Source organism: Pseudomonas arsenicoxydans (assembly GCF_006438915.1).
In the GTDB taxonomy this organism is placed as follows: domain Bacteria; phylum Pseudomonadota; class Gammaproteobacteria; order Pseudomonadales; family Pseudomonadaceae; genus Aquipseudomonas; species Aquipseudomonas arsenicoxydans_A.
Window position 1 is genome coordinate 463,351 of the sequence record NZ_RCZE01000004.1, and the last position, 22,764, is coordinate 486,114.

The 22,764-nt window shown below is 60.3% G+C and carries 17 protein-coding genes; 12 read left to right on the forward strand and 5 right to left on the reverse strand.

The genetic code is table 11. The features are described from left to right. Positions 1 to 138: 138 nt before the first annotated feature. Together pobA and EAH78_RS11290 are read left to right on the forward strand one after the other, a co-directional pair. Entirely contained in the window at positions 139 to 1,323 is a 1,185-nt protein-coding gene (gene pobA / locus EAH78_RS11285) for a 4-hydroxybenzoate 3-monooxygenase (RefSeq protein ID WP_430539929.1), read from the forward strand. Between the two features lie 78 nt (positions 1,324 to 1,401). After that, complete coding sequence (locus EAH78_RS11290) at positions 1,402 to 2,919, forward strand: MDR family MFS transporter (RefSeq protein ID WP_140667602.1); 1,518 nt, start codon at positions 1,402 to 1,404, stop codon at positions 2,917 to 2,919. Positions 2,920 to 3,044: 125 nt separating this feature from the next. Here the strand turns inward: EAH78_RS11290 and EAH78_RS11295 are convergent, their stop codons facing one another. The 4 genes from EAH78_RS11295 to EAH78_RS11310 all read right to left on the reverse strand — a co-directional run bounded on the left by EAH78_RS11295 (position 3,045) and on the right by EAH78_RS11310 (position 7,056). Then, positions 3,045 to 3,893 (reverse strand): cache domain-containing protein, encoded by an 849-nt coding sequence (locus EAH78_RS11295; protein WP_140667603.1) that lies wholly within the window; start codon positions 3,891 to 3,893, stop codon positions 3,045 to 3,047. 225 nt (positions 3,894 to 4,118) lie between these two features. Further along, positions 4,119 to 4,997 carry an ATPase gene (locus EAH78_RS11300; RefSeq protein WP_140667604.1) on the reverse strand — a complete coding sequence of 293 codons (879 nt, stop codon included), beginning with the start codon at positions 4,995 to 4,997 and terminating at the stop codon, positions 4,119 to 4,121. Positions 4,998 to 5,116: 119 nt separating this feature from the next. Further along, complete coding sequence (locus tag EAH78_RS11305; RefSeq protein WP_140667605.1) at positions 5,117 to 6,109, reverse strand: NAD-dependent epimerase/dehydratase family protein; 993 nt, start codon at positions 6,107 to 6,109, stop codon at positions 5,117 to 5,119. A 53-nt stretch (positions 6,110 to 6,162) separates the two neighbouring features. Continuing rightward, on the reverse strand, positions 6,163 to 7,056 hold the full coding sequence (locus EAH78_RS11310) for a LysR family transcriptional regulator ArgP (protein WP_140667606.1): 894 nt from the start codon (positions 7,054 to 7,056) through the stop codon (positions 6,163 to 6,165). 110 nt (positions 7,057 to 7,166) lie between these two features. Between EAH78_RS11310 and EAH78_RS11315 the strand changes: the two genes are divergently transcribed. From EAH78_RS11315 to EAH78_RS11325, 3 genes are all read left to right on the forward strand, one after another. Continuing rightward, a complete protein-coding gene (locus EAH78_RS11315) occupies positions 7,167 to 7,568 on the forward strand; it encodes an ACT domain-containing protein (protein WP_140667607.1) in 402 nt (133 codons plus the stop codon). 6 nt (positions 7,569 to 7,574) lie between these two features. After that, a complete protein-coding gene (locus EAH78_RS11320) occupies positions 7,575 to 8,177 on the forward strand; it encodes a LysE/ArgO family amino acid transporter (protein WP_140667608.1) in 603 nt (200 codons plus the stop codon). A gap of 176 nt (positions 8,178 to 8,353) precedes the next feature. Then, on the forward strand, positions 8,354 to 8,950 hold the full coding sequence (locus tag EAH78_RS11325) for a superoxide dismutase (RefSeq protein WP_008034365.1): 597 nt from the start codon (positions 8,354 to 8,356) through the stop codon (positions 8,948 to 8,950). Between the two features lie 223 nt (positions 8,951 to 9,173). Here EAH78_RS11325 and EAH78_RS11330 read toward each other — a convergent pair whose 3' ends face one another. Continuing rightward, complete coding sequence (locus tag EAH78_RS11330; RefSeq protein WP_140667609.1) at positions 9,174 to 9,545, reverse strand: DUF6124 family protein; 372 nt, start codon at positions 9,543 to 9,545, stop codon at positions 9,174 to 9,176. Positions 9,546 to 10,643: 1,098 nt separating this feature from the next. Between EAH78_RS11330 and EAH78_RS11335 the strand changes: the two genes are divergently transcribed. The 7 genes from EAH78_RS11335 (at position 10,644) to EAH78_RS11370 (ending at position 22,692) form a co-directional block, all read left to right on the forward strand. After that, on the forward strand, positions 10,644 to 12,695 hold the full coding sequence (locus EAH78_RS11335) for a putative bifunctional diguanylate cyclase/phosphodiesterase (RefSeq protein ID WP_140667610.1): 2,052 nt from the start codon (positions 10,644 to 10,646) through the stop codon (positions 12,693 to 12,695). A gap of 313 nt (positions 12,696 to 13,008) precedes the next feature. Beyond that, a complete protein-coding gene (locus tag EAH78_RS11345; protein WP_140667611.1) occupies positions 13,009 to 14,340 on the forward strand; it encodes an imelysin family protein in 1,332 nt (443 codons plus the stop codon). A gap of 292 nt (positions 14,341 to 14,632) precedes the next feature. Continuing rightward, positions 14,633 to 16,060: a di-heme oxidoredictase family protein gene (locus EAH78_RS11350; protein WP_140667612.1), complete on the forward strand. Its 1,428-nt coding sequence runs from the start codon at positions 14,633 to 14,635 to the stop codon at positions 16,058 to 16,060. 27 nt (positions 16,061 to 16,087) lie between these two features. Next, positions 16,088 to 17,152, forward strand: coding sequence for an imelysin family protein (locus tag EAH78_RS11355; protein ID WP_140667613.1), 1,065 nt, complete (start codon positions 16,088 to 16,090; stop codon positions 17,150 to 17,152). A gap of 14 nt (positions 17,153 to 17,166) precedes the next feature. Further along, positions 17,167 to 18,264, forward strand: a complete 1,098-nt coding sequence (locus EAH78_RS11360; RefSeq protein WP_140667614.1) for a DUF1513 domain-containing protein — start codon at positions 17,167 to 17,169, stop codon at positions 18,262 to 18,264. A 230-nt stretch (positions 18,265 to 18,494) separates the two neighbouring features. Beyond that, positions 18,495 to 19,643 carry an efflux RND transporter periplasmic adaptor subunit gene (locus tag EAH78_RS11365; protein ID WP_140667615.1) on the forward strand — a complete coding sequence of 383 codons (1,149 nt, stop codon included), beginning with the start codon at positions 18,495 to 18,497 and terminating at the stop codon, positions 19,641 to 19,643. 13 nt (positions 19,644 to 19,656) lie between these two features. Further along, positions 19,657 to 22,692: a multidrug efflux RND transporter permease subunit gene (locus EAH78_RS11370; RefSeq protein ID WP_140667616.1), complete on the forward strand. Its 3,036-nt coding sequence runs from the start codon at positions 19,657 to 19,659 to the stop codon at positions 22,690 to 22,692. Positions 22,693 to 22,764 lie beyond the last annotated feature (72 nt).

Consider the following 22,764-nt stretch of genomic DNA (forward strand, 5'->3'; position numbering starts at 1 on the left):
CAGAAAGAACAGGTATCGGCTCAGTTTTCACCTTCAATTGACAGACTCGCAAGGGAAAAATGCAAGCACTCGATCCATAAAAATAATTCACCGGCCATGGTCGCGTGGAGCTTGCGAGTCATAACAACAATGAAAACGCTGAAAACCCAAATCGCCATCATTGGCGCCGGTCCCGCCGGTTTACTGCTCGGCCAGTTGCTGCACAACGCCGGCATCGACACCCTCATTCTTGAACGCCAGAGCCCGGATTATGTGCTCGGGCGTATCCGTGCCGGGGTCCTTGAACAAGGCATGGTAGAGCTGTTGCGTCAGGCCGGGGTGGGTCGGCGCATGGACGCCGAAGGACTGGTGCACACCGGCTTCGAACTGGCGCTCGATGGCCGCCAGGTACACATCGATCTTCAGGCATTGACCGGCGGCAAAACCGTGATGGTGTATGGCCAGACCGAGGTTACCCGCGACCTGATGGCCGCTCGTCGGGAGGCCGGCGCGCAGACGATTTATTACGCCGTTAACGTCAAGCCGCACGGGATGAAAAGCGCAGAACCTTTCGTCACCTTTGAAAAAGATGGCGAGACGTATCGCCTCGATTGCGACTACATCGCCGGGTGCGACGGCTTCCACGGTGTGGCGCGCCAATCGATCCCCGACGACTGCCTCAAGGTGTTCGAGCGGGTCTATCCGTTTGGCTGGCTGGGCATCCTCGCCGACACGCCGCCGGTGCACGAAGAACTGGTGTACGCCCGCCACGAGCGCGGTTTTGCCTTGTGCAGCATGCGCTCGGCGACCCGCACCCGGTATTACATTCAGGTGCCGGCCGAGGATCAGGTGCAGGACTGGTCGGATCAGCGTTTCTGGGACGAGTTGAAACTGCGCCTGCCGCCAGCGTTGGCAGCGTCGTTGGTCACAGGCCCCTCCATCGAAAAAAGCATCGCGCCGTTGCGCAGTTTTGTCGTTGAACCGATGCAGTTCGGGCGCATGTTCCTGGTTGGCGACGCGGCGCACATCGTCCCGCCCACGGGCGCCAAGGGCCTGAACCTGGCCGCCAGTGACGTCAGTACGCTGTTCAATATTCTGTTGAAGGTCTATCGGGAAGGACGCGTGGATTTGCTGGAGAAATACTCGGAAATCTGCCTGCGCCGCGTGTGGAAAGCCGAGCGGTTTTCCTGGTGGATGACCTCGATGCTGCACCGCTTCGACGACCATGACGCCTTCAGTCAGCGCATCAGCGAGTCGGAGCTGGACTATTTTGTCGGCTCTGAAGCGGGCAGAAAAACCATTGCAGAAAATTACGTCGGGCTTCCGTACGAGGCTATCGAATAGCTTGCTATCGACTTACACTGGCGAGCATCCCCGCTCGCCTTGCCACTTGCGGGCTCACCACTGCCCGCAGGTTTTACCGTGACCAATCTCAACCAGCCTGACACGCCCAAACCGGCCATTCGCAGCGTGCTGATCGCCCTGATGCTGGCGATTTTTCTCGGCGCGCTGGACCAGACCATCGTCGCCGTCTCGATGCCGGCGATTTCCGCCCAGTTCAAGGACGTTAGCCTGCTGGCCTGGGTGATTTCCGGGTACATGGTGGCGATGACGGTGGCGGTGCCGATCTACGGCAAGCTCGGCGATTTGTATGGTCGGCGCAAGCTGATGCTGTTCGGCATGGGGTTGTTCACCCTCGCCTCGTTGTTCTGCGGCATGGCCCAGAGCATGGAGCAATTGGTGCTGGCGCGGATCATTCAGGGCATCGGCGCCGGCGGGATGATTTCGGTCAGTCAGGCGATCATCGGTGACATCGTCCCGCCCCGGGAGCGCGGCCGTTATCAGGGTTACTTCAGCAGCATGTACGCCGTGGCCAGCGTGGCCGGGCCGGTGCTGGGCGGTTATATGACCGAGTATTTGTCGTGGCGCTGGGTGTTCTTGATCAATCTGCCGCTGGGTCTGGGCGCCTGGGTGGTGGCCAATCGCACGCTCGTCGGGCTGCCGGTGCCGCAGCGCAAACCGGTGATCGACTACCTTGGCACGTTGTTGATGATCATCGGTTTGACAGCGTTGTTGCTGGGTATCACGCAGGTCGGTCAGGGGCACTCGTGGCGCAGTGCCGAAGTGCTGGCGTTGCTCGGGTGTGCGGTGTTGGTGTTGGCGCTGTTCGTCTGGCATGAGCGTCGGGCACGGGAGCCCTTGCTGCCGATGCATCTGTTCGCCAACCGCAACGCGATTTTTTGCTGGTGCACGATTTTCTTCACCAGTTTCCAGGCGATCTCGCTGATCGTGCTGATGCCGCTGCGCTTCCAGAGCGTTACCGGCGCCGGGGCCGACAGCGCCGCGCTGCACCTGTTGCCGCTGGCGATGGGTTTGCCGATTGGTGCCTACTTTGCCGGACGCCGGACCTCGGTGACCGGGCGCTACAAACCGATGATCCTGACCGGCGCGGCGCTGATGCCATTGGCGATTCTGGGCATGGCGTTCAGCCCGCCTCAGGCTTTGGTGCTCAGCAGCCTGTTCATGTTGCTGTGCGGAATCGCCAGCGGCATGCAATTCCCAACGTCCCTGGTCGGCACGCAGAACTCGGTGGAACAGCGCGACATCGGCGTTGCCACCAGCACCACCAACCTGTTCCGCTCGCTGGGCGGCGCGGTGGGGGTGGCGTTGATGTCGGCGCTGTTGCTAGCGTTGTTGCAGGATTCGAGCTTCGCGCACATGGCCGGTTCGTCGCTGATTGTCGAAGGGAGTTCGGGGAATGTCTTGCTCGACGGTTTGAACGCTGCACCGGGCGATGCGCAAAACGCCTTGCGTGCGGAGTTGTTGCTGACGTTCAGGCATTTGTTGATGGTGAGTGCGGCGGTGTCGTTGCTGGGGCTGGCGGCGGCGGTTGCGATGCCGAATAGGGTGTTGCGGGGGCGGGAAGACAAGGTTCGGTAGACACACCGAGTTGCCTGCATTCGCGAGCAAGCCCGCTCCCACATTCGACCGAGATCCTGCATGAGAATGCGGTCGAATGTGGGAGCGGGCTTGCTCGCGAAGGGGCCGTTACAGGCGCCGAAGGTTCAAGGGCTGTAATACCCGACAGCCACCAGAAAATGCCCGACCTTCTTCAAGTAGGCATGCTTGTCCTCAACCTTGCCGGTCACCGGGTTTTTCCAGCGATAGGCGTATTCGCCATAATCCTGCTTGGCCATCAACGCCAGGATCGGCTCGCCCACCGGTTTGCCCTCCGGATCCATGACCTTGCTGAAGTCGGTGTTGATCAACCGCAGGTTGGTGCCGTGGGCCACGTAGCGCTTAGTGTCCAGGTCGACCACGAACACGTACAGGTCATCCTGCAAGTAACCGCCCTTGAGGGAATTGATCGCGGTCAGTGTGCCCTTCTCGTCCTTGGCCAGGTCGGTCGCGGCTTTGTTCAGGAGCGCCATGGCCTGTTCCGCCGACGCCCGTGGCAGGTAGTAACCGACCGCCAGAATCCGCTGGCCGACGCGCTGATAGAACACATGTTTGCGCTCGACCTTGCCGTCTGCCCAGTTCTGCCAGCGGTATTCTGCCTGCTGGATGCCATTGCCCTCTGGGACTTTCAACGCGTCCTTGAAGGCTTTCTGCAAGTCCGGCCCGAGGGTTTCGGTGACATCCCGCCCGATCAACGCCGCCGACGGCCCGCCGCTGGCGAGCATCACGCCGTTGGTATCGACCACAAAGACGTAACGGTCCTTGTCGACAAACTCGCCCTGACGGCTGAACGCCGCAAAGGCCTTGTCGCCATTGTCGTGGTAGTAAGCCAGGGCTTTTTCGAGCAAGGCTTTGGCGGCGTGGCTGTCATCCTTTTCCGCAGTAGCGGCGTGAACCTGCCCCAGGCACAGCAACAGCATCCCGCCCAGTAAGGCCAGTTTGTGCAGAACCCCCATAGTGCATTCCTCGTTCTTGTCGGTGTTTCAAGAGCGTAGACGGCAATGGGAGATGTACGAGCATTCAGGAACACGCAGAAACATTGTGGCGAGGGAGCTTGCTCCCGCTCGGCTGCGCAGCTGTCGCGAATCAGGCGACGCGAACTATCTGGCAGACCACCATGGATGGTTTTGGGGTGGCTTCGCCACCCAGCGGGAGCAAGCTCCCTCGCCACAGGCTCCAGTTTATTGCCCCCGGGCGCGGAGTTGCTGTTGCAGGTTCTGGATCTGCGCCTGAAGGGTGTTGATGTTGCGGGTGACCTGGCCACGGAACGCGTCGAACTCGGCGGTATTGCCGGAGCTTGGTGAGACGGCCGGGCGGTTGTCCAGCTCGCTTTTGAGCACAATCATGTCCTGTTCCAGACGCTCGATCGCGGCGCTTGGGTTGCCTTGTTTTTTCAGCGCGACGATATCGGCGCCGAGGCTTTTGAGCTGTGCGTCGAATTTGCTGCTGTCGTCCGGCGCGCTTTTCAGGGCAGTCAACTCAGTGCTCAAGGCTTTGAGCTGCGCCTGCAACTGCGAATTGGCCGTCTGATGCTCGGTGCTCTGGGCGGTGAGTTGCGCCAGACGCTTATCCAGATCGCTGGTTTGCGCAGTCATCTGCGCCAAACGCTTGTCCAGATCGGTGGCCTGGCCGACAACGCCTTGTTGCTGTTTGCCTTGATCCAGCAGTTTGGCTTCCAGATCCTTGATTTGCAGTTTCAGCGCTTCGCTGTCGCTGGTGACGTTGGTCTGGCTGGCGACGACCTTGCCGGAAATATCCTGCAAGCGCCCCGCCGCTTCCTCACTGATACGCGCGAAACTTTCCTGGGTAGCGACCAGTTGCTGTTCCATCAGCGAGATCTGCTGAAAACTCCACCAGGCCAGACCGGCAAAGGCAAAAAACAACGCGCCGACCAACGCCCACAGCGGGCCGGTGCTGGCGCTTTTGACCTTCACCACCGGCGCCGGGCGCGAATGCACGCTGGAACGCACGGGGGGCGGAAAATCATCATCGTCGAGGCTGTCGGCGCGCAGGCTCGGTACATCATCGAAATCGTCGTTGGCATCGTTACGCATGGACATTGAGTCAACCTTTGTGGAACGCGGTGATGGCTTGATGCGGCGAGTATAAACCCCACTACCGCACCGATTGACTCTCTATCCCCCACTCGGTTCAGTGCGGGCAGGCAGGTCCTGGCACGTCAGCGGATGTCCTGGGCCTTCCACCAGCTACAAAATTCATCGAGGGCGGCCCAGACACTGACTTTCGGATCGTAGTCCAGATAATGCCGGGCGCGGCTGATGTCCAGGGTGAAATTTTTGTTCATGACCTGCATGCCCAGTCGCGACAAGGTCGGCTCAGGACGCCCCGGCCACAGCTTGCACACCCCTTCATTGAGTGCCGCGACGGAGTAACCCAAACCGTAGGAACGGTAGCGCGTCACTTGTGGGACTTGCATGTTGCGCATGACGTAATTGACTACATCCCACAAAGGAACCGGCGTTCCGTTACTAATGTTGTAGGCCTTGCCCAAGGCCGAGCCGCTGGCGAGCAAACTGCTGAGCAACGCTTCATTGAGGTTCTGCACGCTGGTGAAATCGACCTTGTTCAGGCCGTTGCCAATGATCGCCAAGCGTCCTTTGCGCTGCATTTTCAGCAGTCGCGGGAAGATGCTCATGTCACCCGCGCCCGTGACGAAGCGCGGGCGCAGGGCCAGGGTTTCGAGGCCGAATTCCTGGGCGCCGAAGACTTTTTGCTCGGCGAGGAATTTGGTGGCCGCGTAAGGATGTTTGAAGCGCTTTGGCACCTGTTCTTCGGTCAGCCCCAGATGATCGCGACCATCGAAGTAAATCGACGGCGACGACAGGTGCACCAACCGCCGAACCCGCTGTTTCAGGCAGGCTTCAACCACGTTTTCGGTGACCTGGACGTTGCCTTGATGAAAGTCCTGATAGCGCCCCCACAGCCCCACCGCCCCTGCGCAATGGACCACGGCTTCGACGTCTGAACACAGGTCGCGCGCCAGTTCCGGGTCGCTCAAGTCGCCCTGAATAAACTCGGCGCCACGGCGCACCAGATGTTCGACGCTTTCGGCCCGGCGACCGTTGACCCGCACGTCCAGGCCCTGCTCCAGGGCGAAACGCGCAAAGCGTCCGCCGATGAAGCCGCTTGCGCCGGTGACCAGAATTTTCATGTAGTGCTCCGAATATTTCGTTTTGCCTAATGCGTGAGTCTTGACGCTGCCCGTCAGTCCAACGGCACCAGCCATTGTTTCGACGAACGCACCAATTGATCGGTCAACAACCCCAGTAGCTGACCGCCATTGCGCCAATGATGCCAGTACAGCGGCACATCGATGGGCTTATCTGGCAAAAGCTCGCGCAAAACCCCGCGTTCCAGTTGCTCGCGCACCTGTAATTCCGGCACCAGCCCCCAGCCGAGACCGGCCTCGGTCAAGCGAATGAAGCCTTCAGACGAGGGGCATAAATGGTGTTCGAAACCACCGTCGACCCCGAGGGAGGCGAGATAGCGATGCTGCAGGAAATCGTCCGGGCCAAACACCAGCGCCGGGGTTTTTGCCAGTCGGTCGGCGCGAACGCCCTCCGGGAAATGCCGCGCGATGAACGCGGGGCTGGCCAACGCCCGATAACGCATCGCCCCCAACAAAACGCTGCGGGCTCCGGCCACCGGGCGCTCACTGGCGCAGACACACGCCGCCACTTCGCCGGCGCGCATGCGTTTGAGGCCGACGGTCTGGTCTTCGACCACCAGATCCAGCAGCAAGTGTTGCTCGGCACAGAAGTCACCCACCGCTTGCGCCCACCACGTGGCGAGGCTGTCGGCATTCAAGGCGATGCGCAGGCGTTCTGGCAGGCCTTCCTCATCCAGCGCCGGCACCAGGGATTGCAAGTCGCGCTCCAGCAAACGCACTTGCTGCACATGGTTGAGCAGGCGCCGGCCAATCTCTGTCGGCGCCGGCGGTGTGACCCGCACCAGCACCGGTTGGCCGACCCGCGCCTCCAACAGTTTGATCCGCTGGGAGATCGCCGATTGCGACAGGCCAAGCACCTGCGCGGCCCGTTCAAAACCGGCCTGCTCGACCACGGCGGCCAAGGCAGAGAGTAATTTATAGTCGAACATCAGTTTTCCTAATGAGCGATCAGCATGATTGGTTTTTCTTATACAGGTTAGCAGCGGAGAATGCCCACCAAGATCTCTCCGACAAGAATCTCTTCATCAAGGAATCCGACATGGCTGGCGAAACTTCATTGGCAACCCTGCTGCGCAGCATGAACCCGCAACTCAACGCCGGCGAATACGTGTTCTGCACCCTGCTCGACGGCAAGCTGCCTGCGGGCCTTGAGATTGTCGGCAGCTTCCGCGAGCAGGAAGGTCTGACCGTGATCCTGGAACGTTCCCACGCCGAACAGGCCGGTTTCAGCTTCGACTACGTTACGGCCTGGATCACCCTCAATGTGCATTCGGCTCTGGAAGCGGTCGGCCTGACCGCCGCCTTCGCCACCGCATTGGGCAAGGCCGGTATCAGCTGCAACGTGATCGCCGGCTACTACCACGATCACCTGTTTGTCGGTCAGGCCGACGCCGAACGCGCACTGACCGTGCTGCGGGACCTGGCAGCCAACGCGGAGTAAAAACACATGTGGCAAAGTTATGTGAACGGCCTGTTGGTGGCCGCCGGGCTGATCATGGCGATCGGCACGCAGAATGCGTTTGTGCTGGCGCAAAGTCTTCGTCGCGAACATCACCTGCCGGTGGCGGCACTGTGCGTCGTTTGCGATGCCTTGCTCGTGGCCGCCGGGGTGTTTGGCCTCGCCACGGTGCTGGCGCATAACCCGACGTTGCTGGCGGTTGCCCGTTGGGGCGGCGCGGTGTTTCTGATCTGGTATGGCAGCCAGGCGCTGCGCAGGGCTTTTTCGAAACAGAGCCTGCAACAGGGTGAACACCAGACCGTGCGCTCACTGCGCGCGGTGATGCTCAGCGCCTTGGCAGTGACATTGCTCAATCCACACGTTTATCTGGACACGGTTTTACTGATCGGCTCCCTCGGTGCCCAACAAACCGAACCCGGCGCTTATGTCGTGGGCGCGGCCAGTGCTTCGCTGTTGTGGTTTTTCACTTTGGCGTTGGGCGCGGCATGGCTGGCGCCGTGGCTCGCACGGCCAAGCACCTGGCGGATTCTCGATCTGCTGGTGGCGGTGATGATGTTTGCGGTGGCGTTTCAATTAATCGTCACGCCCTGATTATTCCAAAAGGCTCTGGAACCTCTATCCCACACAGTTGTTGCGTGGTTATGCCGCCCCCCCGGTGCTATGATCCGATCCGATGCGCCGCAAAGAGTACAAACTCCCCGGCGCTTGTCTGGCCGCCCGTGATCGGCCTTGCGCTCACCGCAACTGACCTGATTAGGAGAATCATCATGGCTTTCGAATTGCCGCCGCTGCCTTACGCACACGATGCTCTGCAGCCGCACATTTCCAAGGAAACTCTGGAATACCACCACGACAAGCACCACAACACCTACGTCGTGAACCTGAACAACCTGGTGCCAGGCACCGAGTTCGAAGGCAAGACCCTGGAAGAAATCGTTAAATCTTCCTCGGGCGGCATCTTCAACAACGCCGCTCAGGTCTGGAACCACACTTTCTACTGGAACTGCCTGGCGCCAAACGCCGGCGGTCAACCGACCGGCGCGCTGGCTGAAGCCATCAACGCTTCGTTCGGTTCGTTCGACAAGTTCAAGGAAGAATTCAGCAAGACGTCCATCGGCACCTTCGGTTCCGGTTGGGGCTGGCTGGTGAAGAAGGCGGACGGTTCCCTGGCCCTGGCCAGCACCATCGGCGCCGGCAACCCGCTGACCAACGGCGACACCCCGCTGCTGACCTGCGACGTCTGGGAACACGCCTACTACATCGACTACCGCAACGTTCGTCCGAAATACGTCGAAGCGTTCTGGAACCTGGTCAACTGGAAATTCGTGGCTGAGCAGTTCGAAGGCAAAACCTTCACCGCTTAAGATCGACGCCAGACAAAAAACCCGGCTTTTATGCCGGGTTTTTTTATGGGCTTGGGAAATGTTCGAGATCCCTGTGCGACTTCAAATATTGAGTCGACTGCCCGGCCGTCTTCGCGAGCAAGCCCGCTCCCACATTCGACCGCATTCTCATGCAGGATCTCGGTTAAATGTGGGAGCGGGCTTGCTCGCGAAGAACGATAACGCGGTTTACCTGAATGAGTACCTACGTCTGCGGATCGACGTTATCCAAGGCCCGGTTCACCGCCAACTCAGCCAACATGATGATCTGCTGAATCGCCAACACCGTATTGCGCTGCGGGCCAATCAGATTCACGGCGAAATCACTGGTCATGACGCTGGCAGAGGCCAGTGATTCGCAGGCTTGAACCAGCAGGCTTTCGGTGTCCATGTTCGGGGCGATCATGTACATCGTGCTGGGGCGGCGGGGTTTTTCGGTGTATTGCGATGGGGGATCGAGGTAGTAGTCGAGGGCGCGTTTGATGGCTTCGCGGTCCCGCAGGAATGCTTCGGATTGTGTTTCTTCGGCGTCTGGATCGGTAGTGTTCACCGGTGGATCGGGAATTAATTTGTCCATTGTATTTCTCCAGCGTTGGAGCCCCCACTTGCCGCTTCTCACACGGCGAAGAGGTGGCAGCTATGTGCGAGGTGAGAAGACCGGTTATGGACACCCGGCCGGACCGAAGTCCGCCCGCACACAGCCGCCATAACGCAAATACTGGCAGCGATTAAGCTGGCGGCGATTATGCGTGTACAGACACTGGATGACCATAAGTTGCCGGGCTCTCACACCCGGTCGCTGAGTTTTCAGCGACAGCCAGAGGTTAGAGACAAGGCTTCCTACCCGACAACCTGAAAAATGCGTGGGAAAGCTCCGTGTTTTTTACACATCTTTAAACACACAAAAATGGAACGCGGAGCGTCCCCGGCGGCATTCCCACGCGGGAGCGTGGGAACGATCAGTCGGTGTACAGCCCTTGCTTCTCACCACTCAACAGGCCGAGCGTTAGCTCGCCTGAAAGCTTTTGATCTGGCTTTTGATTCACCCGCCCCCTCGGTAGGCTGAGTGGAGGTGTGCATCCGGGGAGTGGCGCGTAGCGCCGTTCGACGCAGTCGAACACGCTGCATGTAGGTGCAGCGAAGCCAACCGGAGGGCAGTGTCCCCGGATGGATACCGGAGCGAAGGAACGCCGAGCCTTAGCGAGGGGCCGGACGCTCGGGGCGAGACCTTTGGTTACTTTGGGGCGTTTGCCAAAGTGACACGCCGTAAGGGCGGAACCATTAGCGGCCGTTACCGCAGAAATGGATATGTACACCAGGGAAGAGAATGGTCGGCTACCAGGCCGCCTTCGCGAGCAAGCCCGCTCCCACATTTGGAATATGTCCATCCGCGGAAAACAGGTCAATTGCTGACAATGAATCCAGCCTGAACCCCCTTGCCCCAACGCCATAGCCGACTACCATCAACCAAGAAGGAAAAATTATCCCAATCCCCTCAAGTTGAAGGACCCAACTACCGACACAGTACTAATAGGACAAACACCCCGGACAACAGCAAATCGGCCAAGCCCACAGACAAAACCTCCTGTGAATAAATGTCCCTTTGACTGCCACCACGGGATTGCCAATACTCATGGCAACTTGATGCTACCCGCACGGAACAAGGAATAACCCTTTGAAGCTGGAACTCAAGAACAGCTTGTCGGTGAAGTTGCTCCGGGTCGTGCTCCTGTCGGCATTGATCGTCGGCGTGGTCTTGAGCTGTGCGCAAATCGTTTTCGACGCCTACAAGACACGCCAGGCCGTGGCCAACGATGCCGAACGCATCCTCGACATGTTCCGCGACCCGTCTACCCAGGCCGTCTACAGCCTCGACCGGGAAATGGGCATGCAAGTGATCGAAGGCCTGTTCCAGGACGACGCCGTGCGCAAGGCCTCCATCGGCCACCCCAACGAAGCCATGCTCGCGCAAAAAACCCGCGAGTTGCAGCATTCAAACAGCCGCTGGCTGACCGACCTGATCCTCGGCAAGGAACGCACCTTCACCACCCAACTGGTGGGTCGCGGCCCTTACAGCGAGTATTACGGCGACCTGAGCATCACCCTCGACACCGCCACCTACGGCCAAGGGTTCATCGTCAGCTCCGTCATCATCTTCATTTCCGGCGTATTGCGCGCCTTGGCCATGGGCCTGGTGCTGTACCTGGTCTATCACTGGCTGCTGACCAAACCGCTGTCGCGGATCATCCAGCACCTGACCGAAATCAACCCGGATCGCCCCAGCGAACACAAGATTCCGCAACTCAAGGGGCACGAAAAGAACGAACTGGGCATCTGGATCAACACCGCCAACCAGCTGCTCGAATCCATCGAACGCAACACCCACCTGCGCCACGAAGCGGAAAACAGCCTGCTGCGCATGGCCCAGTACGACTTCCTCACCGGTTTGCCGAACCGCCAGCAATTGCAGCAACAACTGGACAAAATCCTGGTCGACGCCGGCAAATTGCAGCGTCGGGTCGCGGTGTTAGTGGTTGGCCTGGACGATTTCAAAGGCATCAACGAACAGTTCAGCTATCAGACCGGCGACCAATTGCTACTGGCGTTGGCTGACCGGCTGCGCGCCCACAGCGGCCGACTCGGCGCTCTCGCCCGTCTGGGCGGCGACCAGTTCGCGCTGGTCCAGGCCGATATCGAACAACCTTACGAAGCCGCCGAGCTGGCGCAAAGCATCCTCGATGACCTGGAAGCGGCGTTTGCCCTCGACCATCAGGAAATCCGCCTGCGCGCGACCATCGGCATCACCCTGTTCCCCGAGGACGGTGACAGCACCGAAAAGCTGCTGCAAAAGGCCGAGCAGACCATGACCCTGGCCAAGACCCGCTCGCGCAACCGCTATCAGTTCTACATCGCCAGCGTCGACACCGAGATGCGCCGCCGTCGCGAACTGGAAAAAGACCTGCGCGATGCGCTGGCCCGCGATCAGTTCTACCTCGTCTACCAGCCACAAATCAGCTACCGCGATCACCGGGTGGTGGGCGTCGAGGCGTTGATTCGCTGGCAGCATCCCGAGCATGGCCTGGTGCCGCCGGACCTGTTCATCCCGCTGGCCGAGCAGAATGGCACCATCATTGCCATCGGCGAATGGGTGCTGGACCAAGCCTGCAAACAATTGCGCGAATGGCACGATCAAGGCTTCCCCGACCTGCGCATGGCGGTGAACCTGTCCACCGTGCAACTGCACCACGCCGAGTTGCCGCGCGTGGTGAACAACCTGCTGCAAATGTACCGCCTGCCACCGCGCAGCCTGGAACTGGAAGTGACCGAAACCGGCCTGATGGAAGACATCAGCACCGCCGCCCAGCACCTGTTGAGCCTGCGTCGCTCCGGCGCCTTGATCGCCATCGATGACTTCGGCACCGGCTATTCGTCACTGAGTTATCTGAAAAGCCTGCCGCTGGACAAGATCAAGATCGACAAGAGCTTCGTGCAGGACCTGCTCGATGACGACGACGATGCAACCATCGTTCGCGCGATCATCCAGTTGGGCAAGAGCTTGGGCATGCAAGTCATTGCCGAAGGCGTAGAGACCGCAGAGCAAGAAGCCTACATCATCTCCGAAGGCTGCCACGAAGGTCAGGGCTACCACTACAGCAAGCCACTGCCAGCCCGTGAATTGACCGCTTACCTGAAACAGGCCCAGCGCAGCAACGCGGCGATCCTCTAAAACAACGCAATCCTGAGCGGGCAACGCCCTGTGGCGAGGGAGCTTGTCGAATCGTCGCACCGTCCCGCTCGGCTGCGCAGCAGTCGTAATCAAAACGACGCGATCGTTCATTCGAAACCGAGTCGCAAGTTCAGGGGCGGCTTCGCCACCCAGCGGGAGCAAGCTCCCTCGCCACAGGGCTACAGGTTCTGCGCCGCGCGAATAAGAAATATTTCCACCTGCACCCTTTACACAGAATGCGAAAGATTTGCATTATGTCGCAGTTTTGCGCGCGTGAAGCGCCCTTCCACCCTCTCGAAGCAGGATGTTCGCCATGATTCGTATGCCTCTGGCTACCGCCAGTCTGTTGGCCATCGCTATTTCCCTCGCCGGTTGTGGCGAAGGCAAAGACAAGACCGCCGCCGCGCCAGCGCCGACTCAGGCCGCCAGCACTGCTGCTGCCGCGACCAGCAAAGTCGATGAAGCTGCCGCCAAAGCCGTTGTCGCGCATTACGCCGACATCGTCTTCGCCGTTTACAGCGATGCCGAATCCACCGCGAAAACCCTGCAAACCGCCGTCGACGCTTTCCTTGCCAAACCGAACGACGACACCCTGAAAGCCGCCAAGGCTGCCTGGGTCGCTGCCCGCGTGCCGTACCTGCAGAGCGAAGTGTTCCGCTTCGGCAACACCATCATCGACGATTGGGAAGGTCAGGTTAACTCGTGGCCACTGGATGAAGGCCTGATCGATTACGTCGACAAATCCTACGAACACGCACTGGGTAACCCGGGTGCCACCGCCAACATCATCGCCAACACTGAAGTCCAGGTCGGCGAAGACAAGGTCGACGTGAAAGACATCACCCCGGAAAAACTCGCCAGCCTGAACGAGCTGGGCGGTTCCGAGGCCAACGTTGCCACCGGCTACCACGCCATCGAATTCCTGCTGTGGGGCCAGGACCTGAACGGCACCGGCCCTGGCGCCGGCAACCGTCCTGCTTCCGATTACCTGGAAGGCAAAGGCGCAACTGGCGGTCACAACGATCGTCGCCGCGCTTACCTGAAGTCCGTGACCCAACTGCTGGTCAGCGACCTGGAAGAAATGGTCGGCAACTGGAAGCCGAACGTGGCTGACAACTACCGCGCCACCCTGGAAGCCGAACCGGTGGATACCGGCCTGCGCAAAATGCTGTTCGGCATGGGCAGCCTGTCCCTGGGCGAACTGGCGGGCGAGCGCATGAAGGTGTCCCTGGAAGCCAACTCCCCGGAAGACGAACAGGATTGCTTCAGCGACAACACCCACAACTCGCACTTCTACGATGCCAAAGGCATTCGTAACGTGTACCTGGGCGAATACACCCGCGTCGACGGCACCAAAATGACCGGTGCCAGCCTGTCCTCCCTGGTGGCCAAGGCCGACCCGGCTGCCGACACCGAGCTGAAAGCGGATCTGGCCGCCACCGAAGCCAAGATCCAGGTCATGGTTGACCACGCCAACAAGGGTGAGCACTACGACCAGTTGATCGCTGCCGGTAACACCGCTGGCAACCAGATCGTCCGTGACGCGATCGCTTCCCTGGTCAAACAGACCGGTTCGATCGAAGCCGCCGCTGGCAAACTGGGCATCAGCGACCTGAACCCGGACAACGCTGATCACGAATTCTGATCAACGCTGGCTGCACAAGAAGGCGACCTTAGGGTCGCCTTTTTCATACCCACCCAAAAATCGGATTTCACACCGGTCAAATGTGGGAGCGGGCTTGCTCGCGAAGGGGTCATCACAGACAACATCTCCAGTGCGGCAAACACCGCTTTCGCGAGCAAGCCCGCTCCCACAGGGGATCGCGGTTCTCCAGAAAAAACTGAGCCACATCAAGCAAACGATAATTCCTCTTATTCAAATTCGTATCCCCTGTTAGACTTTGCGCCCTTGTTTTGCTCGTCTCGCAGGATGTCTGATGCCCCCGCTGCTTCTTCGCTTGTCCGCACTGTTACTGGCCCTGGGCCTGAGTGCCTGCGATGACGCCCCACGTTTTACCAAGGCCGAACCTGGCGAAGCCCGGTCCGGTGGCAGCGCGACCGTGCGCAAGACCGATCAGAACGCGTTTTCCCTGCCCTCCGCCAACCTGCCGCCGTCCCGGCGTGTGGACTTCAGCGTCGGCAACAGTTTCTTCCGCAGCCCCTGGGTTATTGCCCCGTCGACCACCACCGCCCGCGATGGCCTCGGTCCGCTGTTCAACACCAATGCCTGTCAGGGCTGCCACATCAAGGACGGTCGCGGTCATCCGCCGACGCCAGATGCGCCGAATGCCGTATCGATGCTGGTACGCCTGTCGATCCCCAACGCACCGGCCTATGCCAAGGTCATCGAGCAGCTCGGCGTAGTGCCGGAGCCGGTCTACGGTGGCCAGTTCCAGGACATGGCCGTGCCGGGTGTTGCACCGGAAGGCAAGGTGCGGGTCGATTACGCGCCCGTCCCAGTGCGGTTCAAGGACGGCACCGAAGTCGAACTGCGCAAGCCGAGCCTGAACATCACCCAACTGGGCTACGGTCCGATGCACCCCGACACCCGGTTCTCGGCGCGTGTCGCCCCGCCAATGATTGGCCTGGGCTTGCTTGAAGCGATCCCCGACGAAGCGATCCTGGCCAATGCCGAAGCGCAGGTGAAGGACAAAAACGGCATCGCCGGACGTCCGAACCGGGTCTGGGATGACGTTCAACAGAAAACCGTCCTCGGACGATTTGGCTGGAAAGCCGGGCAACCGAACCTCAATCAACAGAATGTGCATGCGTTTTCCGGCGACATGGGTCTGACCACCAGCCTGAGACCTTTTGACGACTGCACCGACGCACAAACCGCGTGCAAGCAGGCACCGAATGGCACCGGCCCCGATGGCGAGCCGGAAGTCAGCGACAACATCCTGCGCCTGGTGCTGTTTTACAGCCGAAACCTCGCCGTACCGGCCCGCCGCGATGTCAGCGCACCCGAAGTGCTGGCCGGCAAAAACTTGTTTTTCCAGGCCGGATGCCAGTCCTGCCACACGCCGAAATACACCACCGCCGCCAACGCCGCCGAACCTGAATTGGCCAATCAAGTGATTCGCCCGTACAGCGATCTGCTGCTGCATGACATGGGCGACGGCCTGGCCGACAACCGCACTGAATTCCAGGCCAGTGGCCGCGACTGGCGTACCCCGCCGTTGTGGGGCATCGGCCTGACGCAAGCGGTCAGTGGCCACACCCAGTTTTTGCATGATGGCCGCGCGCGCAATCTGCTCGAAGCCGTGCTCTGGCATGGCGGCGAAGCTCAGGCCGCGCAGCAACAGGTTTTGTCTTTCAATGCCGAGCAGCGCACTGCGTTGCTGGCGTTTTTGAATTCTCTTTAAACACTTATAAAGAATCGGGAGCCCGACATGTTCCGCCCCAAATTGTTGTTCACCAGCCTTGCAGCACTCGCACTGGGCGCCTGTTCACCGCAGGACCCGCAAGCCGTGACGTCGGCCGCCATTGCCAAATCGGTGATCCTGCCGACCTACACCCGCTGGGTTGAAGCTGATCGCCAATTGGCCGTCAGCGCCCTCGCCTATTGCGAAGGCAAGGAAGACCTCGACACCGCCCGCGCCGACTTCCTGCACGCGCAGAAGGCCTGGGCCGAGCTGCAACCATTGCTGATCGGGCCACTGGCCGAGGGCAACCGTTCGTGGCAGGTGCAGTTCTGGCCGGACAAGAAGAACCTGGTCGGCCGTCAGGTCGAGCAATTGGTCACCGCGCAGCCGCAGATCGATGCCGCTGCCCTGGCCAAGTCCAGCGTGGTGGTGCAAGGCCTCTCGGCTTATGAATACATTCTGTTCGACAGCAAGCCGGACGTGGCCAACGACGCACAGAAAGCCAAGTATTGCCCGCTGCTGAAAGCCATCGGCGAGCGCCAGAAACATCTGGCCGAAGAGATTCTGCAAAGCTGGAACAACACCGACGGCATGCTCGCGCAAATGAGCAAATTCCCGAACCAGCGCTACGCCGATTCCCACGAAGCCATCGCCGATTTGCTGCGTGTGCAAGTCACCGCCATCGACACCCTGAAGAAAAAACTCGGCACGCCAATGGGCCGCCAGAGCAAGGGCGTGCCGCAGCCGTTCCAGGCCGATGCATGGCGCAGCCAGTCGTCCCTGACCGGCCTCGAAGCCAGCCTCGCCGCGGCCAAAACCGTGTGGGAAGGCGTCGACAACAAAGGCCTGCGCGGTCTGTTGCCGAGCGAGCAGAAACCATTGGCCGACAAGATCGATGCTGCCTACGCCGCCTCGCTGAAACTGTTCGCCAGCAACCAGCGCTCGCTGACCGAAATGCTCAACGACGATGCCGGTCGCCAGCAACTCAACGATCTCTACGACAGCCTCAACGTGGTCCACCGTCTGCACGAAGGCGAACTGGCCAAGGCGCTGGGCATTCAACTGGGCTTCAACGCCAACGACGGTGACTGATGAGGACGAGTGCCATGCTGCGACGTCAGGCTCTGACTTTAGGTAGCTTGCTGCTGGGAGCAGTGACACTGGGCAGCTGGACGCTGTTCAAGCAAAAGGACAAAAGCCCGCTGCTGCTGTCGGCGCGGGACGACACCGATGGCAAGCATTACGCCGTCGGTTATCGGCTGGACGGCACCCGGGTGTTCGCCACCCAGGTCGGCCAGCGCTGCCACGACATCATCAACCACCCGACGTTGCCGATCGCCCTGTTCGTGGCCCGTCGTCCGGGCACCGAGAGCTACCTGATCGACCTGCGCGACGGCACGTTGTTGCAAACCGTGACCTCGCTGCCGAACCGGCATTTCTACGGGCACGCAGTCATTCACAACAGCGGTGACTGGCTGTACGCGACCGAGAACGATACGTCCGATCCGGGCCGCGGCTTGCTCGGTGTGTATAAGTTCGAAGGTGAGCGGCTGGTGCACAGCGGCGAGATTTCCACCCATGGCATCGGCCCGCATCAGGTGTCGTGGATGCCCGACGGCGAAACCCTGGTGGTGGCCAACGGCGGCATTCGCACCGAAGCCGAAAGCCGGGTCGAGATGAACCTCAACGCCATGGAGCCAAGCCTGGTACTGATGCAACGCGATGGCACGCTGTTGAGCAAGGAAACCCTCGCCCAACAGATGAACAGCGTGCGGCATCTGGGGATCGCCAGCGACGGCACCATCGTTGCCGGTCAGCAATTCATGGGGCCGTCCCATGAGTCATCGGAGCTGTTAGCGATCAAGCGTCCCGGCCAGCCGTTCGTGGCGTTCCCGGTGCCCGAGCATCAATTGCAGGCGATGGGGCATTACACCGCCAGCGTCGCGGTGCACAGCGAACTGCGCCTGGTGGCGTTGACCGCGCCACGGGGCAATCGCTTCTTCATCTGGGACCTGGACAGCGGCGAATTGCGCCTGGATGCGCCACTGCCAGATTGCGCCGGCGTCGGCGCGGTGGCCGATGGTTTTGTCGTGACCTCGGGTCAGGGCCGCTGCCGCTACTACGATTGCCGCCAGACAAACCTTGTTGCAAAACCCCTGGAGCTGCCGGCCGGCCTCTGGGATAACCACCTGCATCTCATCTGATTCCACTCCCCTGTTGACATGCTTACCCTGTGGCGAGGGAGCTTGCTCCCGCTGGGCTGCGCAGCGGCCCTGAAAAATGGGACTGCTACGCAGTCCAGCGGGAGCAAGCTCCCTCGCCACAGGTTTTGTGTTCGTTTTCCTGACTGTGAAATGTGTCAGTTGGAATCACCCGCGCACTCGGAGTAATGTGCCTCCCTGTCTCACCTGATTTTCTCCAAGGAACTGGAAATATGCTGCGTCGCCGCATGCTGATCATGTTGGGTGTTGTTCTGCTGATCGTGCTGGTCCTGGCCGGTTATAAAGCCTTCTCCATCTACACGATGATTCAAGGCTTCTCCGCGCCAAAACCGCCGATCAGTGTCGCCGTGGCCACCGCCACCGAACGGCCGTGGCAAGCCCGCCTGCCCACCGTTGGCACACTCAAGGCGTTGCAAGGCGTGGACCTGAGCCTGGAGACCGACGGCACCGTCGTCGATTTGCAGTTCGAGTCAGGGCAAAAGGTCAAGGCCGGCCAACCCCTGCTGCGACTCGACAGCGCCGTGGAAAGTGCCTTGCTGGAAACGGCGCTGGCCGACCTCGGGCTGGCCCAACTCGATTACGGTCGCGGTAGCCAACTGGTCGGCAGCCAGGCCATTTCCAAAGGCGAATTCGACCGACTGTCAGCGGTGCAGAAAAAGAGCAAAGCCACGGTCAATCAGCTCAGGGCCGCGCTCAGCAAAAAGAGCATCGCCGCGCCCTTTAGCGGGACCATCGGCATTCGTCAGGTGGACATCGGTGATTACGTCGCCACCGGCACCATGATTGCCACCCTGCAAGACCTCAGCAGCCTCTATGTAGACTTCTTCATCCCCGAGCAGTCGATACCAAAGATCGCTCTCGGCCAACCGGTGCAGGTCATTGTCGCGGCCTACCCGACGCTAACCTTCCCCGGCACCATCAGTGCGATCAACCCGAAAGTCGAAAACAGCACGCGCAACGTCCAGGTTCGCGCGACCCTGGCCAATCCCGACGGCACGTTGCTGCCGGGGATGTTCGCCAGCCTGCAAGTGTTGTTGCCCGACCCGCAACCACGCATTGTCGTACCGGAAAGCGCGATCACTTACACGCTGTACGGCAACTCGATCTACGTCGTCGCGCAGAAAAAAGCCGAAGACGGCAGCCTGGAAAAAGACGACAAGGGCCAACCGATCCTGATCGCCGAACGGCGTTTCATCGAAACCGGCGAGCGCCGCGACGGGCTGGTGATGATTACCAAAGGTGTGCAGAACGGCGAAAAAGTGGTCACGGCCGGCCAGATCAAACTGGACAACGGTGCGCACATCGCGATCAGCGACGACAAGACCCTAGCCGAGAAGAACAGTCAGCCGCGCGCGGACTGATCAAGGAATCCCCATGGCTTTTACCGACCCGTTCATCCGCCGCCCGGTTCTCGCGACCGTGGTCAGCCTGTTGATTGTGCTGCTGGGCTTCCAGGCCTGGAGCAAACTGCCGTTGCGCCAGTACCCGCAAATGGAAAACGCCCTGATCACGGTGACCACGGCGTACCCCGGGGCCAACGCCGAAACCATCCAGGGTTACATCACTCAACCGATGCAGCAAAGCCTGGCCAGCGCCGAGGGTATCGACTACATGACGTCGGTCAGTCGCCAGAACTTCTCGGTGATCTCGATCTACGCACGTATCGGTTCCAACAGCGACCGCTTGTTCACCGAGCTTTTGGCCAAGGCCAACGAGGTCAAGAACCAGTTGCCTCAGGACGCCGAAGACCCGGTGCTGAGCAAGGAAGCGGCTGACGCTTCCGCACTCATGTACATCAGCTTCTTCAGCAAGGAACTGAGCAACCCGCAGATCACCGACTACCTGTCGCGGGTCATCCAGCCGAAGCTGGCCACCCTGCCCGGCATGGCCGAAGCCGAGATCCTCGGCAACCAGGTGTTTGCCATGCGCCTGTGGCTGGACCCGGTGAAGCTGGCCGGTTTTGGTCTCAGCGCCAGCGACGTGACCAACGCGGTCCGCCAGTACAACTTCCTCTCCGCCGCCGGCGAAGTGAAAGGCGAATACGTCGTCACCAGCATCAATGCCAACACCGAGCTCAAATCCGCTGAAGCCTTTGCCGCGATTCCGCTCAAGGTCGACGGTGACAGCCGCGTGCTGCTCAGCGATGTCGCGCGGGTGGAAATGGGCGCGGAGAACTATGACACCATCAGTTCCTTCGGTGGCACACCCTCGGTGTACATCGGCATCAAGGCCACGCCGGGCGCCAACCCGCTGGACGTGATCAAGGAAGTGCGCAAGATCATGCCGGAACTGGAAGCCCAGCTGCCGCCGAACCTCAAAGGTGAAATCGCCTACGACGCCACGCTGTTCATTCAGGCTTCGATCGATGAAGTGGTGAAAACCCTGTTCGAAGCGGTGCTGATCGTCATCGTCGTGGTGTTCCTGTTTCTCGGGGCGCTGCGGTCAGTGGTGATCCCGGTGGTGACCATTCCGCTGTCGATGATCGGCGTGATGTTTTTCATGCAGATGATGGGTTACTCGATCAACCTGCTGACGCTGCTGGCGATGGTGCTGGCCATCGGGCTGGTGGTGGACGATGCGATCGTGGTGGTGGAGAACATTCACCGGCATATCGAGGAAGGCAAGACGCCTTTAGATGCGGCCATCGAAGGCGCCCGGGAAATTGCGATGCCGGTGGTCTCGATGACCATCACCCTGGCGGCGGTCTACGCGCCGATCGGTTTCCTGACCGGGCTGACGGGCGCGTTGTTCAAGGAATTCGCCCTGACACTGGCCGGGGCGGTGGTGATCTCCGGCGTGGTGGCACTGACACTGTCACCGATGATGTGCGCTTTTTTGCTGCGTCACGACGAAAATCCCAGTGGCCTCGCCCACCGCCTGGACCGGATTTTCGAAGGTCTCAAGCGTCGTTACCAAAGCCTGCTGCACGGCACCCTGAACACCCGGCCAGTGGTGCTGGTGTTTGCGGTGATCGTGCTGTGCCTGATTCCGGTGCTGCTCAAATTTACCAAGTCGGAGCTGGCACCCGACGAGGATCAGGGCATCATTTTCATGCTGGCCAACGCCCCGCAACCGACCAACCTCGACTACCTCAACACCTATACCGACGAATTCGTCACCATTTTCAAGGAGTTCCCCGAGTATTACTCCTCGTTCCAGATCAATGGGTTCAACGGCGTGCAATCGGGGATTGGTGGTTTCCTGCTCAAACCGTGGAATGAACGTCACCGCACGCAGATGGCGATCCTGCCCGAGGTCCAGCGCAAACTGCAGAGCATCGCCGGGTTGCAGATTTTCGGCTTCAATCTGCCCTCCCTGCCCGGTACTGGCCAAGGGTTGCCGTTTCAGTTCGTGATCAACACGGCCAACGACTACGAGTTACTGTTGCAGGTAATGGACCGGGTGAAGAAGCGCGCCATGGAGTCCGGAAAATTCGCCTTCGTCGACGTCGACCTGGCCTTCGACAAGCCGGAAGTGGTGGTCGACATCGACCGCGCCAAAGCCGCGCAGATGGGCGTCTCGATGCAGGACCTGGGCGGAACGCTGGCGACGTTGCTGGGCCAGGCGGAAATCAACCGTTTCACCATCGAAGGCCGCAGCTACAAGGTCATCGCCCAGGTCGAACGTCCCTTCCGGGATAACCCGGACTGGCTCAACAACTATTACGTGAAGAACAACAAGGGCGAATTACTGGCCCTGTCGACGCTGATTACCGTGACCGACCGTGCGCGACCGCGACAACTGAACCAGTTCCAGCAACTCAACTCGGCCATCCTTTCCGGCGTGCCGCTGGTCAGCATGGGTGAGGCCATCGACACCGTGCGCCAAATCGCCCGGGAAGAAGCCCCGGCGGGCTTTGCCGTCGACTATGCCGGCGCGTCGCGGCAATTCGTTCAGGAAGGCAGTGCGCTGTGGGTAACCTTTGCCCTGGCTCTGGCAATCATCTTCCTGGTACTGGCCGCACAGTTTGAAAGCTTCCGCGACCCGCTGGTGATTCTGGTGACCGTGCCGTTGTCGATTTGCGGGGCGTTGATCCCGCTGTTCCTCGGCTGGTCGAGCATGAACATTTATACCCAGGTCGGGCTGGTGACGCTGATCGGGCTGATCAGCAAGCACGGGATCCTGATCGTCGAATTCGCCAACCTGCTGCGCAAGGAAAAAGGCCTGACCGCTCGCGAAGCGGTGGAGGAAGCGGCGGCAATCCGGCTGCGGCCAGTGCTGATGACCACGGCAGCGATGGTATTTGGCATGGTGCCGTTGATTATTGCCACGGGCGCGGGGGCGGTGAGCCGGTTTGATATCGGGATGGTGATCGCTACGGGGATGTCGATCGGGACGTTGTTCACGTTGTTCGTGTTGCCGTGCATCTACACCCTGCTGGCCAAACCCGATCCCAAGGAACACCCATAACAAATGTGGGAGCGGGCTTGCTCGCGAAGGCGGTGTGTCATTCAGCGATGATGTTGACTGTCACACCGCCTT